Origin of the sequence: Streptomyces hazeniae, from assembly GCF_031845485.1 — a bacterium.
GTDB classification, from domain to species: Bacteria; Actinomycetota; Actinomycetes; order Streptomycetales; family Streptomycetaceae; genus Streptomyces; species Streptomyces hazeniae.
Genome location: NZ_JAVREQ010000016.1, coordinates 98,374 through 113,885, shown reverse-complemented (window position 1 = coordinate 113,885; position 15,512 = coordinate 98,374). Strand labels below are relative to the sequence as shown.

Below are 15,512 nucleotides of genomic sequence, written 5' to 3'. Positions count from 1 at the left end.
CGCAAAGCGCCCGAATCCGTGAGGCGAGGAGGCGCGTGCGGCATGGACGCTGGGCTCAGGCGCGAGCTGGAGGACAAGGTCCGTTCGGGTGAGCGGCTCACCCGTGAGGACGGCATCGCTCTGTACGCGTGCGACGACCTCGCCTGGCTGGGCGGTCTCGCCCACGAGGTGCGGACGCGGAAGAACGGCGACGTCGTCCACTTCAACGTCAACCGTCACCTGAACATGACCAACGTGTGCACGGCGTCGTGCGCGTACTGCTCCTTCCAGCGCAAGCCGGGGGAGAAGGACGCCTACACCATGCGCATCGAGGAGGCCGTCAAGCTCGCCAAGGCGATGGAGGGCGACAACCTCACCGAGCTGCACATCGTCAACGGCCTGCACCCCACGCTGCCCTGGCGCTACTACCCGCGCTCGCTCAGCGCGCTGAAGGAGGCACTGCCGGACACGGTGTCGCTGAAGGCCTTCACCGCCACCGAGATCCACCACTTCGAGACCATCTCCGGCATGCCCGCCTCGGAGATCCTGGACGAGCTGATCGACGCCGGCCTGGAGTCGCTGACCGGCGGCGGCGCGGAGATCTTCGACCCGGAGGTCCGGCAGCACATCGTCGACCACGCCACCCACTGGGAGGACTGGTCGCGCATCCACCGCCTGGCGCACGAGAAGGGTCTGAAGACCCCGTGCACCATGCTGTACGGCCACATCGAGGAGCCGCGCCACCGCGTCGACCACGTGCTGCGGCTGCGCGAGCTCCAGGACGAGACCGGCGGCTTCCAGGTCTTCATCCCCCTGCGCTACCAGCACGACTTCGTCGACATGCAGGACGGCAAGGTCCGCAACCGGCTCCAGGCCCGCACGACGATGGCCACCGGCGCGGAGGCGCTGCGCACCTTCGCGGTCTCCCGCCTGCTCTTCGACAACGTGCCGCACGTGAAGGTCTTCTGGGTCATGCACGGCGTCCAGACCGCACAGCTCGCGCTGCAGCACGGCGCCGACGACATGGACGGGTCCGTCGTCGAGTACAAGATCACGCACGACGCGGACGACTTCGGCACCCCCGACAAGCTCACCCGCGAGGACCTGCTGGAGCTCATCCGCGACGCGGGATTCCGGCCGGTCGAGCGGAACACCCGCTACGAGGTCATCCGCGAGTACCCGGGCCCGGACGCCCAGCGGCGCGAAACGCCGCAGCCCATGCGCCTGTGAGCCGAGGGCCCCGGGCGTCGGCGACCGGCCGGCGCCCCGCGGCCCGACCCCGGCGCGGGGCCCGTGCCGCGCGGCCGGATATCGTCGGCGGCGTGCCCCTGTCGTCCCAGGAGGCCGGGCGGGTGCCCGGTGCACTCAAGGTCGCGGACGACGAGGACCGCGACGAGGTCACCATGTGGCTGGCCCTCACCTGATCCCGAAGAAGGAAGAAACGACCGTGAGCAGCACCTCGCACGCCACGCTCCGCTACACCACCCTGCGGCTGGGCATCTTCCTCGGCTGTCTCGTGCTCGCCGCCGTGCTGGCGTACACCGGGGTGCTGCCCGAGGGCATCGGCAGGTCCAACCCGCTCTGGATCCTGCTGCTGGCACTGGTGCTGTCCGCGCCGCTGAGCTACATCCTGCTGCGCCGGCAGCGCGACGCCATGGCGGAGCAGATCGCGGGCGGCGTCGACCGCGCGAAGGCGAAGCTGTCCGCGAACCGTTCCATGGAGGACGACGCGGCCTGACCCGCCCGCCCCGCACGTCCGCCTCGCACGCCGGTGGCGACGTCGCGTTCGTCACACCCGTTCCGCACGCCCCGCCGGGAATCGCCGTCCCCGGTGGGGCGTTGTGCATCGGCGTGACCGTCGATCCAGAAGCCGGACTTTGGGGCGGTATAAGGCCCGGTGTTAGCGTGAGGGCCATGACGACCGCAGCCCCGTTCACGAACGCGACCACGACGATGCTGGTCGCGCGGCTGCACGTCGATCTCTGCCGCTGCCTCTCCGCGACCTGTCGCAGGGCCTGACCGGCGGCCGGACCCACTCCGGCACCCCCCGCAGGCGCTCCCGCGCCGTCGTGCGCTCGGCTCCCGCATGCCCGCACGCGTTCCCCGTTCCCTTTCTTTCCTCCTCGGAGTGTGTCCGTGTCCTCTGATGCGAAGCTCTCTGCGTCGAAGCAGCAGCGATTCCGCATACCTCGCGTTCCGTTCTGGGCTCAGATCCTGGCCGGTCTGGTGCTCGGCGTGCTGCTCGGCTGGCTGGCCCGCAGCGCCGACGTCGGCTGGCTCGGCACCGCCCTCACCAAGACCGGTGAAACGTTCGTGCAGCTCCTGAAGCTGGCCGTCGCTCCGCTGGTCTTCTTCGCGATCGTGATCTCCATCACCAACCTGCGGAAGGTGTCCAACGCCGCGCGGCTGGCCGGCCGCACCCTGCTGTGGTTCATGGTGACCTCGCTGATCGCCGTGGCCATCGGGCTGACCATCGGTCTGCTGACGAACCCGGGCGCCGGCACCGGCCTCACCACGCGGGACGGCGCCGAGCCGGAGTCCGCCGGGTCCTGGCTGGACTTCCTCACCGGCATCGTCCCGACCGACGTCGTCACGCCGTTCACCGAACTCAACGTCCTCCAGATCGTCTTCATGGCCGCCGTGGTCGGCCTGGCGGCGCTGAAGCTCGGCCCGAAGGCCGAACCCCTGCTGGAACTGAGCGAGTCGGTGCTGTCCCTGCTGCAGAAGGCCCTGTGGTGGGTCATCCGGCTGGCCCCGCTCGGCTCGCTGGGCCTCATCGGCACCGCCATCAAGGACTACGGCTGGGGGCTCATCGGCCAGTACGCCACCTTCACCGCCGACGTCTACATCGGCTGCGCGCTCGTCGTCTTCGGCGTGTACCCGCTGCTGCTGGCCACCGTCGCCCGGGTGAACCCGGTGCAGTTCTTCCGCGGCGCCTGGCCCGCCCTCCAGCTGGCGTTCGTCTCCCGCTCCTCGGTCGGCACCATGCCCCTGACGCAGAAGGTCACCGAACGGCTGGGCGTGCCGAAGGAGTACACCTCCTTCGCGGTGCCGTTCGGCGCCACCACCAAGATGGACGGCTGCGCTTCCATCTACCCCGCCCTCGCGGCCATCTTCGTCGCGCAGATCTTCGGCGTGGACCTCGGCGTCGGCGACTACCTGCTGATCGCGTTCGTCTCGGTCATCGGCTCCGCCGCCACCGCCGGCCTGACCGGCGCCACGGTGATGCTGACCCTGACCCTCTCCACCCTGGGCCTGCCGCTGGCCGGTGTCGGCCTCCTGCTCGCCATCGACCCGATCCTGGACATGATGCGCACCGCCACCAACGTGGCCGGGCAGGCGCTGGTGCCGGTGCTGGTCGCGGCCCGCGAGAAGATCCTCGACCTCGACGCCTTCCACAGCGCGAAGAGCTTCAGCATCGAGGACCTGGACCGCGACGGGACCGGCCCGGCCGGCGCGGAGGGGAAGACCGGAGCCGAGGACGACGCCGAGGATCACGCGGAGGACGACGCCCGCGCGCCCGTTCCCGCCTGACACCCGCGCCCGGGCCTGTTCCCGCACAACGCCTGCGGCGCGCAACGCCGTTGCTGCTCCTCCGGACCAGGGAGATCCGGGGGAGCAGCGGCGTATGGTGAACAGGACGGAACGGCGCTCAGGGGCGGGGGGCGACGCGAAGGGCGAAAAGGTGGGGACGAAGAACGGCAAGCGGGTTCCGCGCGCGGTGCGCGAGCAGCAGATGCTGGATGCGGCGGTGGGGGCCTTCGGGCGGCACGGGTACCGGGCGGCGTCGATGGACGACATCGCCGAGGCGGCGGGGGTCTCCAAGCCGCTGGTGTACCAGTACCTGAAGTCGAAGGACGACCTCTTCACCGCCTGCATCGACCGGGAGGCCGCCGCGCTGACCAAGGCGGTGCTCGACGGCACGCGGGACCAGACCCTCCCGCCCGACCAGCAGCTGTGGAACGGACTCTGCGCGTTCTTCGCGCACACCGCGGCGCACCCGGACGGGTGGACGGTGCTGCACCAGCAGGCGCCGGGGGAGGGGGAGACCTTCGCCGGTGTGGTGGCCGGGATGCGGGCCGAGATCGTCGCGCTGGTGACCGCTCTGCTGGGCCGGGTGGCTCAGGACGCGGGCTGCGACGAGGGCCTGATGGACCGCGAGGTGTCCGGTCTGGCCCACGCGCTGGTCGGCTCCGCCGAGTCCCTCGCCGACTGGGCCAACTCCCGGGAGGAGGACCGTCCGTCGGCGAAGGAGACCGCCGCGACGCTGATGAACTTCTGCTGGGCGGGCCTGGAGGGCCTCATGAAGGGGGCCCGCTGGACACCTTCCCGCTGACGTGCAGCCGGGCGCGGTCCCGGCTGTCCCGCAGCGCGAAGGCGCCCTCCGCTCCGTCCCCGGCGAGCAGCACGACCTCGCCGGGCAGCAGCACGGGCGCGGCGAAGCGTGCGTGCGCCGTGAGGCGTTCCGGGTCACTGGTGCCGGTGCCGGTGCCGGTGCCGGTGCCCGCGCCCGTGCCCACGGCCGTTCCGGACGTCTCGGCGAGGCAGCGGGCGAACGTCCACATGCCGTGGGCGATCGCGCGCGGGAAGCCGAACGCCCGCGCGGTGAGCGGATGCAGGTGGATGGGGTTGCGGTCGCCGGAGACGGCGCCGTAGCGCCGTCCCAGGTCGCCGGGCAGGCGCCACTCGGCGCGCACCGGCAGTGGTGCGGCGTCCCCGGCCCCGTCCGTGCGGGTGGCTGTGTCCGTGCGGTTCGTGCGGACCGCGCCGTCCGCTCCGCCCGTCTCCGGTGCGGCGTCCGGCCGCCGGTGCCGGCACAGGTAGGTGCTGCGCGAGGACCAGACCTCCGCACCGTCCAGCCATGCCGAGGTGACGACGTGGAAGGCGGTGCCGCGCCGGTGCGGCGCGAGGCCCTCGGTGTGCACGCGGATCTCCGGCCGGTCGCCCGGCCGCAGCGCCCGCCGCTGGGCGACCTCGATGCCGGTGTGGACCAGCCCGAGCAGCGGGAACGGGAAGTCGGCGCCGGCCAGCAGCCGCATCGCCAGCGGGAAGCCGAGCAGGTGCGGGTAGGTGGGCGGCAGCGGCCCGGTGCCGCCGGTGGGCGGGAAGCCGCACACCTCGGCGTACGCGGCCACGTGCCGGGCGTCGATCCGCACCGAGGGGGCCGTCAGGACGCGGGCGGGCAGCGCAGCGCCTTCGTACGGCGGGCGCTTGCGCAGCGAGCCGAGCGCGCCCCGGAGCAGGGTGGTGGTCAGCGCCATCGTCACGCCCCCAGCAGGCTCTGGCCGCAGACCCGCACGACCTGTCCGTTGACCGCGCCGGACTCCGGGTGGGCGAGCCAGGCGGTGGTCTCCGCGACGTCCTCCGGAAGGCCGCCCTGCGCCAGGGAGTTCATCCGTCGCCCGGCCTCCCGGATCAGGAGCGGGACGGCGTCCGTCATGCGCGTTTCGATGAAGCCGGGCGCGACGGCGTTCACCGTGACGCCGTGCCGTTCGGCGGCGGCCGGCGCGAGGGCGCGGACCAGGCCGACGATGCCCGCCTTGCTCGCCGCGTAGTTGGTCTGCCCGGTGTTCCCGGCGAGGCCCGCGATGGAGGCGGTGGCGACGATACGGCCGCCGTCGGGCAGGGCCTTCGCCTGCAGCAGGTGGTCGGTGGTGCGCAGCACGCTGTCCAGGTTGACCTCCAGGACGGCGTCCCAGCGGTCGGCGGCCATGTTGGCGAGGCGGCGGTCGCGCGTGATGCCCGCGTTGTGCACCAGCACGTCCAGGCCGCCGGGCGGCAGGGCCTCCTCGATGCGGGCGCCCGCGTCGTCGGCGGTGATGTCGAGAGGGAGCGGTGTGCCGCCCAGGCGTTCGGCGACGGCGGCCAGGTCCCGTTCGGCCTGCGGGACGTCGAGGCACAGCACGTGCGCGCCGTCCCGGGCCAGGGTGGCGGCCACCGCCTCGCCGATGCCGCGTCCCGCTCCGGTCACCAGCGCCGTACGGCCGGCCAGCGGGCGCCCCGGGGCGCCGGGCGCGGTCCCGGGGAGCCGGGCCGCGATCTCCACCACCTGGCCGCTGACGTACGCCGACTTCGGGGAGAGCAGGAAGCGCAGCGTGGACGCGGCGCCCGCCGCCGACGCCCCCGGCGCGAGGCGCAGGAGCTGCGCCGTACGGCCGCCCCCGACCTCCTTGCCCAGGGACCGCACGAACCCCTCCAGCGCCTGTTGTGCGGCGGCCCGGTGGTGGTCGGCGGGGTCCGGAGCGGCGCCCAGGACGACGACGCGGCCGCCGCCGGCGATGCGTCGGGCGACCGGGTGGAGCGCCCGGTGCACCTCCCGGAGTTCCGCAACCGCGCGGATACCCGTAGCGTCCAGGACGACGGCGGAGAACCGGTCGCCCCCACCGGCTCCGGTTCGCGGCTCGATGCCGGAGGGGGTGCCTGCCTCGGCACCCGTTCCGGTACGCACCTCGAGTCCGCATCCGCCGAGCGCCGCTGCCAGTTCCGTCCCGTCGCACGCCGTGCGTCCGGCGGTGAGGTGCAGCAGCGGGCCGCCCTCGAGCACCGGCCGCCGCTCCGACCAGCGGTGCAGCGGCGCGGGCCGGGGGAGGCCGAGGCGACGGGAGAGGAAGCGGCCGGGACCGGAACGGGTCCACTGCAGGTAACGGTCCGCCATTCCGCTTCTCCTCGCCTCCGCGTGAGTTTACTTTGGAGTAAGGTTACTCAATGGTCAGGAGTTTGGTCGAGTATGAGTTCCAGCGGCCTCATCAGTTCCTCGGTCCGCCGGGTGGCGGTCGTCGGCGGCAGCCGCATCCCGTTTGCCCGCTCCGACGGCCCGTACGCCACCTGCTCGAACCAGGACATGCTCACCGCCGCGCTCGGCGGACTCGTCGAGCGCTTCTCCCTGCACGACGAGCTGGTCGGTGAGTTCGTCGCCGGGGCCGTGCTCAAGCACAGCCGCGACTTCAACCTCGCCCGCGAGACCGTGCTCGGCTCCGGACTCGACCCGCGCACCCCGGCGTACGACGTCCAGCAGGCGTGCGGCACCGGCATGCAGGCCGTCATGGCCGTCGCCAACAAGATCGCCCTCGGCCAGATCGACGTGGGCGTGGCGGGCGGCGCCGACACCGCCAGCGACGCCCCGCTCGGCGTCGACGACCGGCTCCGCCGCATCCTGCTCGCCACCCGCCGTGCCAAGACCCTGCCCGACCGGCTCAAGGAAGTCGCCCGCATACGCCCGGGCCACCTGGTGCCCGAGATCCCCCGCAACGCCGAACCCCGCACCGGCCTCTCCATGGGCGACCACGCCGCCCGCACCGCCCGCGAATGGGGCATCAGCCGCGAGGCCCAGGACGAACTCGCCGCCCGCAGCCACCACCGCCTCGCCACCGCCTACGACGACGGCTTCCTGCACGACCTCGTCGTGCCCTACCAGGGCCTGGCCCGCGACCAGAACCTGCGGCCCGGCACCTCCCCGCACAAACTCGCCGAACTCGCACCGGTCTTCGGTCTCACCGAAGCCGCCGGCGGCCCCGACGGCGCCACCATGACCGCCGGCAACTCCACGCCCCTCACCGACGGCGCCGCCACCGTGCTGCTCGCGTCCGAGGAATGGGCCGAGGACCGCGGCCTCCGGCCGCTCGCCTACCTCACCGCCTACGAGACTGGCGCCGTCGACTTCACCGAAGAGGCCGGCGAGGGCCTGCTGATGGCCCCCGCGTTCGCCGTGCCGCGCATGCTGCGCCGACTCGGCCTGGACACCGGCGACTTCGCACTCGTCGAGATCCACGAGGCGTTCGCCTCCCAGGTGCTCGCCACCCTCGCCGCCTGGGAGAAGCAGGGCCTGGCCCCCGTCGACCGGGACCGCCTCAACGTCGCCGGCTCCTCGCTCGCCACCGGCCACCCGTTCGCCGCCACCGGCGCCCGCATCGTCGCCACCCTCGCCAAGCTGCTCGCCGAACGGGGCGCCGAGCCCGGCACCCGCGGCCTGATCTCGATCTGCGCGGCCGGCGGCCAGGGCGTCACCGCCGTCCTCGAACGCGCCTGACCCTCCTCCCGTACACACCCGGGCCGCCCTCCCCCACGGGCGGCCCGGGCGGCAGTCCCGTCCCCGCACCGCCACCGCCCGTACCGGCAGCCCTCCACCGCGTGACCGCAGCACGCCCGGAACCCAGGAGCCGCGAGATGCCGCAGCAGATCCCCCCGGCCGGACGCCCCGCACCGCCGCCGCTCGTCGAACCCACCACCGAGACCGTCGACGGCGTGGTCCGTGAGGCGTACGTCCCCCCGCTCGTCCCGCCGCTCACGCGCGGGTCGCTCGCCGACCTGCCCTTCCACAACGCCGCGGAGGACCCCGACGCCGTCGTCCTCGCCCGCGAACAGCAGGACGGCACCTGGACGGACGTCACCGCACGGCAGTTCGCCGACGAGGTGCACGCCGTGGCCAAGGGGCTCGTCGCCCACGGCCTGGAGGTCGGCGACCGGTTCGCCATCATGGCCCGCACCACCTACGAGTGGACCCTGCTGGACTTCGCCGGCTGGGCCGCCGGCCTGATCACCGTCCCCGTCTACCCCACCTCCTCCCCCGCACAGGCCCGCTTCGTCCTCCAGGACGCGGGCGTGCGCGCCTGCGCCGTCGAGAACGTCGACCACGCCCGCCTCGTCACCTCCGTACGCGGCGGCCTGCCCGACCTCGCCCACCTCTGGCAGATCGACGCCGGTGCGGTTCCCCAACTCGTCGCCGCGGGACGCGACGTGCCCGACGAACACGTCACCACCCGCCGCGCCCGCCTCGGCCCGCAGACCGTCGCCACCGTCATCCACACCTCCGGAACCACCGGGCGCCCCAAGGGCTGCGTCCTCACCCACGGCAACTTCTTCGCCGAGGTCGACAACTGCGTCGAACTGCTGCACCCCGTCTTCACGTCCCTGAACCGCCACCCCCCGTCGACCGTGCTCTTCCTCCCCCTGGCGCACGTCTTCGGCCGCATGGTCGCCGTCGGTTGCCTCCGCGCCCGCGTCCGCCTCGGCCACGCGCCCAGCATCCAGACCGACGAACTCCTCGCCGACTTCGCCGGCTTCAAGCCGTCCTTCCTCCTCGCCATCCCCTACGTGCTGGAGAAGGTCCACAACAGCGCCCGCGCCACGGCCGAGAAGATGCGCCGCGGCTCCTCCTTCGACCGCGCCTCACGCGTCGCCGTGGCCTGGGGCGACGCCTCCTGGGCCGACCGCCACGGCAGCGGCCCCGGCCCGGGCCTCCTGGTCCGGGCGGCCCGCGGCCTCTACGACCCGCTGGTCTACCGCCGCATCCGCGACGCCCTCGGCGGCCACGTCCGCCACGTCATCTGCGGCGGCTCCCCCCTCGGCGAGCGCCTCTGCGCGTTCTTCGCCGGCGCCGGCATCGAGGTCTACGAGGGCTACGGCCTCACCGAGACCACCGCCGCCGTCACCGTCACCCCGCCGCTCCGCCCGCGCCTGGGCACCGTGGGCTGGCCCGTCCCCGGCACCACCGTCCGCATCGCCGACGACGGCGAGGTGCTGCTGCGCGGCAACCAGGTCTTCGCCGGCTACTGGGACGCCTCCGCCCAGGCCGTCATCCCCGCCGTCTCCGCCGACGGCTGGCTGCCCACCGGCGACCTCGGCGCCCTCGACGACCAGGGCTACCTCCGCATCACCGGCCGCAAGAAGGACCTGCTCATCACCTCCAGCGGCAAGAACATCGCCCCCGCCCCCCTGGAGGACTGGATCCGCGCCCACCCCCTCATCGACCAGTGCCTCGTCGTCGGCGACAACCGGCCTCACCTCACCGCACTGATCACCCTCGAGCCCGAAGGGCTCGCCCACTGGCAGCACATGCACCACAAGCGGCACCTCTCCCGCGCCGAACTCGTCCACGACGAGGACCTGCGCCGCAACCTCCAACAGGCCGTCGACGACGCCAACCGCCTCGTCTCCCACGCCGAGTCCATCCGCGCCTTCACCGTCCTCCCCACCTCCTTCACCGAGGACTCCGGCCACCTCACCCCCTCCCTCAAACTCCGCCGCACCGCCATCACCCACGACTTCGCCCCCGACATCGACGCCCTCTACGACGACCAGCGGTGACGCACCTCACGCCAGGTCGGGCCGCTCCGCGTACAACCTTTCGGCGTTAACCGATGCGTGACACCAGAAGTCTGACTTGTCGGACTGATATCGCTGGCATATCTGTGGTGCTTCGGTGAAGATCGGCGGTCGAATGTTCGCGTACAGAGGGTGGGGGCATGGCTGCACGGGGTGGATTCCGGGGAATCCTGAGACGGTCGATCGCAGTGGGAGCGGTCCTGTCCGCAGGGCTGTTGGCGACCCCGGCCGCTACAGGCAGCGCGACGGGCGCGCCGCAGGCGGGTTGTGAAGGTGGGACCGAGTCGGACTTCAACGGTGACGGACTGCGCGACGTGGCAGTCGGCGATCCGGAGGCGACAGTCGACGGCGAGTCCAACGCCGGGCTGGTGCGTGTCTTCTTCGGCGGCGGCAAGGGCGTCGCCGAGATCAGCCAGGAACTGACGAACGATCGCGCGGCGCCGGAAGCGAATGACGGGTACGGCCACGCCATCGCCACCTACGACGCAGACCAGGACGGGTGCTCCGACCTGGTCGTCGGAGTGCCGTACGAGGACGTCACCAAAGACGGAGCAGCCCTTCCCGACGCCGGGGCGATCTACATCGTGCACGGCTCGCCGTCGGGATTCAGCGCCGACTCGGCCGTGGAGACCTACACGCAGAAGAGCCTCGCCTCGTGGGTGTCCACCGAGGCCGGCGACCTCTTCGGGTACGCGCTGGCGGCCGGTGAAACCGACGCGGGCGAGCCGTTCCTGACGGTCGGTGTCCCCGGCGAGGCCGTGGGCGCGCTCGACGACGCCGGATGCATCCACTACGTGCTGGGCAGCACCAGTGCGACCGCGGACCAGGACGATCCCGGCGTGCCGGGGGTCGCCGAGGCCAACGACCGCTTCGGCGCCTCGCTCGCCGCGACACCCGACTACTTCGCTGCCGGATCGCCCGGAGAGGCACTCGGTAACGAGTCGTTCGCCGGAAGCGTCGCGGTCTTCGGTCAGGAGGTCGACGGTCGTACGCCGGTCGCGATGACGGGCGTGTCCGAGGACCATCCGGCGCTGACCTCGGGAACCGCCGAAGGCCAGGACCGCTTCGGCACCGCCCTCTCCATGCTGCCCTACCGGCCCGAGGGCGCTGCTTCCGAGACCGACGCGCTGCTCGCGGTCGGAACGCCGGGTGAGGACGTCGGTACGGTCGCCGACGCCGGAGCCGTGACCGTCATCCGCATTCAGCCTTCCGCCGCGGTCACCGAAAAGGGGCTCGTCGACCGCTTCTCGCCGGGTGTGGAAGGGGATCCGGTCGTCGGCGACTTCTTCGGCCACTCCGTTGCGCTGGCCAACACCGCCCCTGGCGCGGTCGGTTCCTCCTCGACCGTCAAGCTGGCCGTGGGCGTCCCGCACCAGGAGGTAGGGCCCGCCGAGATGGCGGGAGCCGTGCACGTCATGCCGGGTTTGGGCGACCCGGGGCAGGGCGACCGTGTCCTCACGCGCGGCGACGGTCTGCTGCCCGGAGCGGCCGGCGCGCGTGAGCGCACCGGCTGGGGCCTGCACGCCGACGCCGGGAGTCTGTACGTCGGCATCCCCTACAGCAGGGGTGACGAGGCGCCCCACGGCGTGGTCTACGGGCTGCCCTGGGAGGCCGTGGCCGCCGGATCCGGCAGTGTCGCGACCTACCGTCCTGGAGCAGGCGGTGCTCCGGACGAGGGCGCGGCCTTCGGCTGGGTGATCCGATGACCCGCAGGACCCGCCCGTGCCTTCGCGCGGTGACGATCGGGACGCTCACCGCGCTGCTTGCCGCCGGGCTGACCGGCACGTCGACGGCCGCCGCGCCCCACAGCCCGGATGCCGGCCGCGTCGCGCAGACCGGAAAGGAAGGGGGAGCCTCCACCGCCCCGACCGAGGCACTCGCCCGGGCGGCCGCCGCACGCAGCGAGGAACCGGTGGAGGTGCTGTCCCTGCGAGGGCCACGCAGCGAGACCTACGCGAACCCGAACGGCACGTTCACCCTCAAGGAGTACGTACGGCCGATCCGCGTCCGTCAGGGCGGGGCCTGGAAGTCGGTCGATCCCACACTGGGAGAACGACCGAACGGCCGCCTCACGCCGGAGGCGACGCTCGCCGACATGTCCTTCTCCGGCGGCGGGGACCAGACCTTCGCCACTCTTACGAAGAACGGCAAGGTGCTGTCCTACGAGTGGCCGGCCGAGCTTCCCGCCCCCGTCGTGGAGGGGGCGACGGCGACCTACCCGGCGGTATTCGACGGCGTCGATCTCGTCGTCACGGCGGAGAGCGACGGTTTCTCGCACGTGCTGGTCGTCAAGTCGGCGGAGGCGGCGTCCAACCCGCAGCTGGCTTCCATAGACCTCGGGGTGACGACCGAAGGGCTCGACCTCGGCATCGACGCGAGCGGAGGTCTGGCCGCCACGGACGCGTCTGCCGGCGGAAAGGTGTTCGAAGCCCCGCAGCCGGTCATGTGGGACTCGTCCGGTGCCGCACAACCCGCAGCGCGCAAGTCGGCGGCCGCAGCCGCCGTCAACGGGCCGGGAGAGGGGGCCAACGTCGGCGACGTCGATCTGGATCTCGCCGACGGAAAGCTGACCCTGACGCCGGACGCCGACCTGCTCAAGGGCCCGGACACCACCTATCCCGTGGTGATCGACCCGGTCAACAAGACGTACACGCGGACAGGCTGGACCTGGGTCTCCTCCCATCACTCCGGTCTGGAGGGCTGGAAGTTCTCGAACGACGAGTCCGAGGGGCTGCCCGGCAAAGGGCTGGGGCGTTGTCCGGCCGACATCTCCGCCCGGTGCGCGAGCAGTAACGACGTGCAGCGCCAGTTCTACGCCCTCCCGACGGGCGCGCTCGAGGGCAAGAACATCGTCAAGGCGGAGTTCACGATCACCCTCGTGCACACCTACAACTCCACCGCTCGGGGCGTGCAGTTGCACCGCGTGAACAGCTCGGGCGGCAGCGCGATCAGTTCGCGCACCAACTGGTCGAACCAGCCCTCCAGCAAGGACTACCTCACGACGAAGGAACCGACGAACACCACCGGTTCCTGCACGTCGAAGAACCAGAACGTCCGCTTCGGCGTGACGGGAACGATCCGCACGGCGGCCTCCAAGGGGTGGGACCGCACCACGTTCGGGCTGCGGGCGTCCTCCGAGGGCTCGTACGCCTCCTGGAAGCGCTTCTGCAACAACGCCGCACTGGAGGTGGAGTACAACCGGCCGCCCTACCAGCCCAAGATGTCGGAGCTGACCATGTCGCCGGGCGGCGAATGCACCTACGGCGAGGCCGAGGAGCACTACGCCGACGAGGTGCCGACCCTGAGCGCGGTCGTGTGGGACCCCGACCACGGGGACGCGGGCGGCAGCACGGAGCAACTGCGCGCACAGTTCGAAGTCTTCTGGACGAACACGGACGGCACCGAGGAGAGCCATACGGTCACCACCGACTACAAGCAGTCGAACTCCTCCTCCGACCGCCCCCACAGCGGCTACGAGCGCTTCCGCTGGACCGTCGGAGACGACATACCGGGCGACGGCACGGGCAGCTTCACCATCCCCGAGAACGTGGTCATCGGCTGGTGGGTGCGAGGCGGGGACAAGAACGCGTGGGGGCCGTGGAGCTATGCCGGCAGCGCCACCCGCTGCCAGTTCCTCTACGACGCCACGGCTCCCGAGGCGCCGGCGGTCACCTCGACCGAGTACCCCGACGACGACACCTGGCATCGCGGGGTGGGCGACTACGGCACCTTCTCGTTCCACACGCCGGGCACGGACATCGCCTCGTACCGCTACCAGTTCACGGGTGAGTCCTGGAAGACGGCGACACCGCCCGAGCCCGGTCGCCCGGCCACCGTCCGCTGGATGCCGCGGACGGACGCCGCCTACAACTTGATCGTGCAGGCGGTGGACACCGCCGGTAACACCCGCCAGACGCCGAACGCCCACACCTTCCTCGTCGATGCGGGGCGTCCACCGGTGGGTTCGTGGGCCCTCGCCGACGCCGAAGGCTCCACCCAGGCTGCGGGGGAGGACGGTGCCGGGCCGGCGGAAGCCGGGACCGGAGTGACGTTCGGCGTGGACGGCCCGCACGGCAGCGTGCGTACGGCTGCCCGACTGGACGGAACTGCAGAGGGATACCTGGACACCGGCCAGCACCTGGTCGACACGGACCAGACCTTCAGCGTCGGCGCCTGGGTCAAGCTGCCCGAAGTGCCCACGTCCTCCATGGCGCTGGTCAGCCAGGACGGGTCTGCCTACTCGGGCTTCACCCTCGGCTTCGACGGCGACTCCCGCCGCTGGTCCTTCCTGGCACCCGACCTCGAGATCGGCACCATGATCTCCTGGGAGGTTCTCGGGCCCCGCCCGGTGGCCGGCGAGTGGACGCACCTGGTCGGCGTCTACGACCGGGACGACGGCGCAGACCCGGGCAGCATGCGGATGTACGTCAACGGTCATCTCGTCGAGGGCGACGTCCAGGAGCGGGCCACCACCTGGAACGCCACCGGCGACCTGCAGATCGGCCGGGCGCTCGAACCCCGCGGGTACACCGACCACCTCAAGAGCACCGTCGCCGACGTCGCCGTCTTCGACCGGGTCCTGACCGAGGCCGAGACGGCCGGCCTCGGCGGCCTGCCCCCGGGGCAGCTGGCCTACTGGAACATGGACCAGGCGGCGGACACGGTGGTCCCCGAACTCGGCGGCGGCACCGGCCTCGACCTGCACGGTGACGCGTCGGTGTACCTTCCTGATGAAACCTGCGACCCGGGAACCGACCCCACTTGCCAACCGGTGGCCCAGCCGCTCTGGGGCGATGGCCACCTGGACCTGTCCGGGGCGGACGGTTACGTCAGCCGCGGACCGGGACTCCTGGCGAGCAAGGCCAGTTTCACGATCACGGCACGAGCGCGTCTGACCTCTCCCGATGCGACAGAGGACCAGACGGTTCTGGCACTCCCCGGCAGCAGCCGGGCAGCCGCCCTGGTCCGCTACGACGCGGACCGTGCGATCTGGGAACTCGAAGTCACGGAAAGCGACACGGCTGGGGCACCGAGCGCCTCGGTACCGGCGACCGGATCCGAGCCCAGCGCAGCGGAAGCGGGCGATCACCTCGCACTCGTTCACGACGCCCTCTTCGCGCGCGTACAGCTGTACGTCAACGGTGAGCTCGCCGCCGAAGTCAGCGATTGGCGCTATGACTGGGACTTCTCGGCCGCGGCCCTCCACATCGGACGCGCGGGGGCGGGGCCGACGGGAACCGAGCACTTCTCGGGCGCCCTCGACGAAGTACGCGTCTTCGAAGGCGCGTTCGATCAGCACTTGGCCGCTGCCGTCTTGATGCTGCAGTCCGGGGAGAACCTCGGAACCGAGGTGACGTAGGCGCTACCCGTCAGGCCGACCGCGTCGGAGAAGTCTCACCCTTCAGGCTCACCCCCACGAACATGATGGAGAG

10 protein-coding genes are annotated in these 15,512 nt (G+C 72.0%); 8 read left to right on the top strand and 2 right to left on the bottom strand.

Going from position 1 to position 15,512, the window contains the following annotated elements; genetic code table 11:
* The first annotated feature begins 42 nt into the window (after positions 1-42).
* The 4 genes from mqnE (at position 43) to RM572_RS18235 (ending at position 4,315) form a co-directional block, all read left to right on the top strand.
* On the top strand, positions 43-1,209 hold the full coding sequence (gene mqnE, locus RM572_RS18250; protein WP_136182919.1) for an aminofutalosine synthase MqnE: 1,167 nt from the start codon (positions 43-45) through the stop codon (positions 1,207-1,209).
* Positions 1,210-1,426: 217 nt separating this feature from the next.
* A complete protein-coding gene (locus tag RM572_RS18245) occupies positions 1,427-1,717 on the top strand; it encodes a DUF4229 domain-containing protein (protein ID WP_311674420.1) in 291 nt (96 codons plus the stop codon).
* Positions 1,718-2,115: 398 nt separating this feature from the next.
* Entirely contained in the window at positions 2,116-3,513 is a 1,398-nt protein-coding gene (locus RM572_RS18240; protein WP_311674419.1) for a dicarboxylate/amino acid:cation symporter, read from the top strand.
* A gap of 94 nt (positions 3,514-3,607) precedes the next feature.
* On the top strand, positions 3,608-4,315 hold the full coding sequence (locus RM572_RS18235; protein WP_394813635.1) for a TetR/AcrR family transcriptional regulator: 708 nt from the start codon (positions 3,608-3,610) through the stop codon (positions 4,313-4,315).
* Here the strand turns inward: RM572_RS18235 and RM572_RS18230 are convergent.
* Together RM572_RS18230 and RM572_RS18225 are read right to left on the bottom strand one after the other, a co-directional pair.
* Complete coding sequence (locus RM572_RS18230) at positions 4,281-5,240, bottom strand: MaoC/PaaZ C-terminal domain-containing protein (protein ID WP_311674462.1); 960 nt, start codon at positions 5,238-5,240, stop codon at positions 4,281-4,283. The genes RM572_RS18235 and RM572_RS18230 overlap by 35 nt on opposite strands.
* Before the next feature lie 2 nt (positions 5,241-5,242).
* Entirely contained in the window at positions 5,243-6,634 is a 1,392-nt protein-coding gene (locus RM572_RS18225; protein WP_311674418.1) for a 3-oxoacyl-ACP reductase, read from the bottom strand.
* 72 nt (positions 6,635-6,706) lie between these two features.
* On the opposite strand from RM572_RS18225, the gene RM572_RS18220 reads away from it, so the two are divergent.
* The 4 genes from RM572_RS18220 (at position 6,707) to RM572_RS18205 (ending at position 15,439) form a co-directional block, all read left to right on the top strand.
* Positions 6,707-8,005, top strand: coding sequence for an acetyl-CoA C-acetyltransferase (locus RM572_RS18220; protein WP_311674416.1), 1,299 nt, complete (start codon positions 6,707-6,709; stop codon positions 8,003-8,005).
* Positions 8,006-8,142: 137 nt separating this feature from the next.
* Complete coding sequence (locus RM572_RS18215; protein WP_311674415.1) at positions 8,143-10,062, top strand: AMP-dependent synthetase/ligase; 1,920 nt, start codon at positions 8,143-8,145, stop codon at positions 10,060-10,062.
* Between the two features lie 332 nt (positions 10,063-10,394).
* On the top strand, positions 10,395-11,786 hold the full coding sequence (locus RM572_RS18210; protein ID WP_394813634.1) for a hypothetical protein: 1,392 nt from the start codon (positions 10,395-10,397) through the stop codon (positions 11,784-11,786).
* A gap of 29 nt (positions 11,787-11,815) precedes the next feature.
* Positions 11,816-15,439: a LamG domain-containing protein gene (locus RM572_RS18205; RefSeq protein WP_311674414.1), complete on the top strand. Its 3,624-nt coding sequence runs from the start codon at positions 11,816-11,818 to the stop codon at positions 15,437-15,439.
* Positions 15,440-15,512 lie beyond the last annotated feature (73 nt).

Coding starts and splice junctions, on each gene's coding strand:
- mqnE (WP_136182919.1), top strand. CDS start 43: ATGGACGCTGGGCTCAGGCGCGAGCTGGAGGACAAGGTCCGTTCGGGT.
- RM572_RS18235 (WP_394813635.1), top strand. CDS start 3,608: ATGGTGAACAGGACGGAACGGCGCTCAGGGGCGGGGGGCGACGCGAAG.
- RM572_RS18230 (WP_311674462.1), bottom strand. CDS start 5,240: ATGGCGCTGACCACCACCCTGCTCCGGGGCGCGCTCGGCTCGCTGCGC.
- RM572_RS18225 (WP_311674418.1), bottom strand. CDS start 6,634: ATGGCGGACCGTTACCTGCAGTGGACCCGTTCCGGTCCCGGCCGCTTC.
- RM572_RS18220 (WP_311674416.1), top strand. CDS start 6,707: ATGAGTTCCAGCGGCCTCATCAGTTCCTCGGTCCGCCGGGTGGCGGTC.
- RM572_RS18215 (WP_311674415.1), top strand. CDS start 8,143: ATGCCGCAGCAGATCCCCCCGGCCGGACGCCCCGCACCGCCGCCGCTC.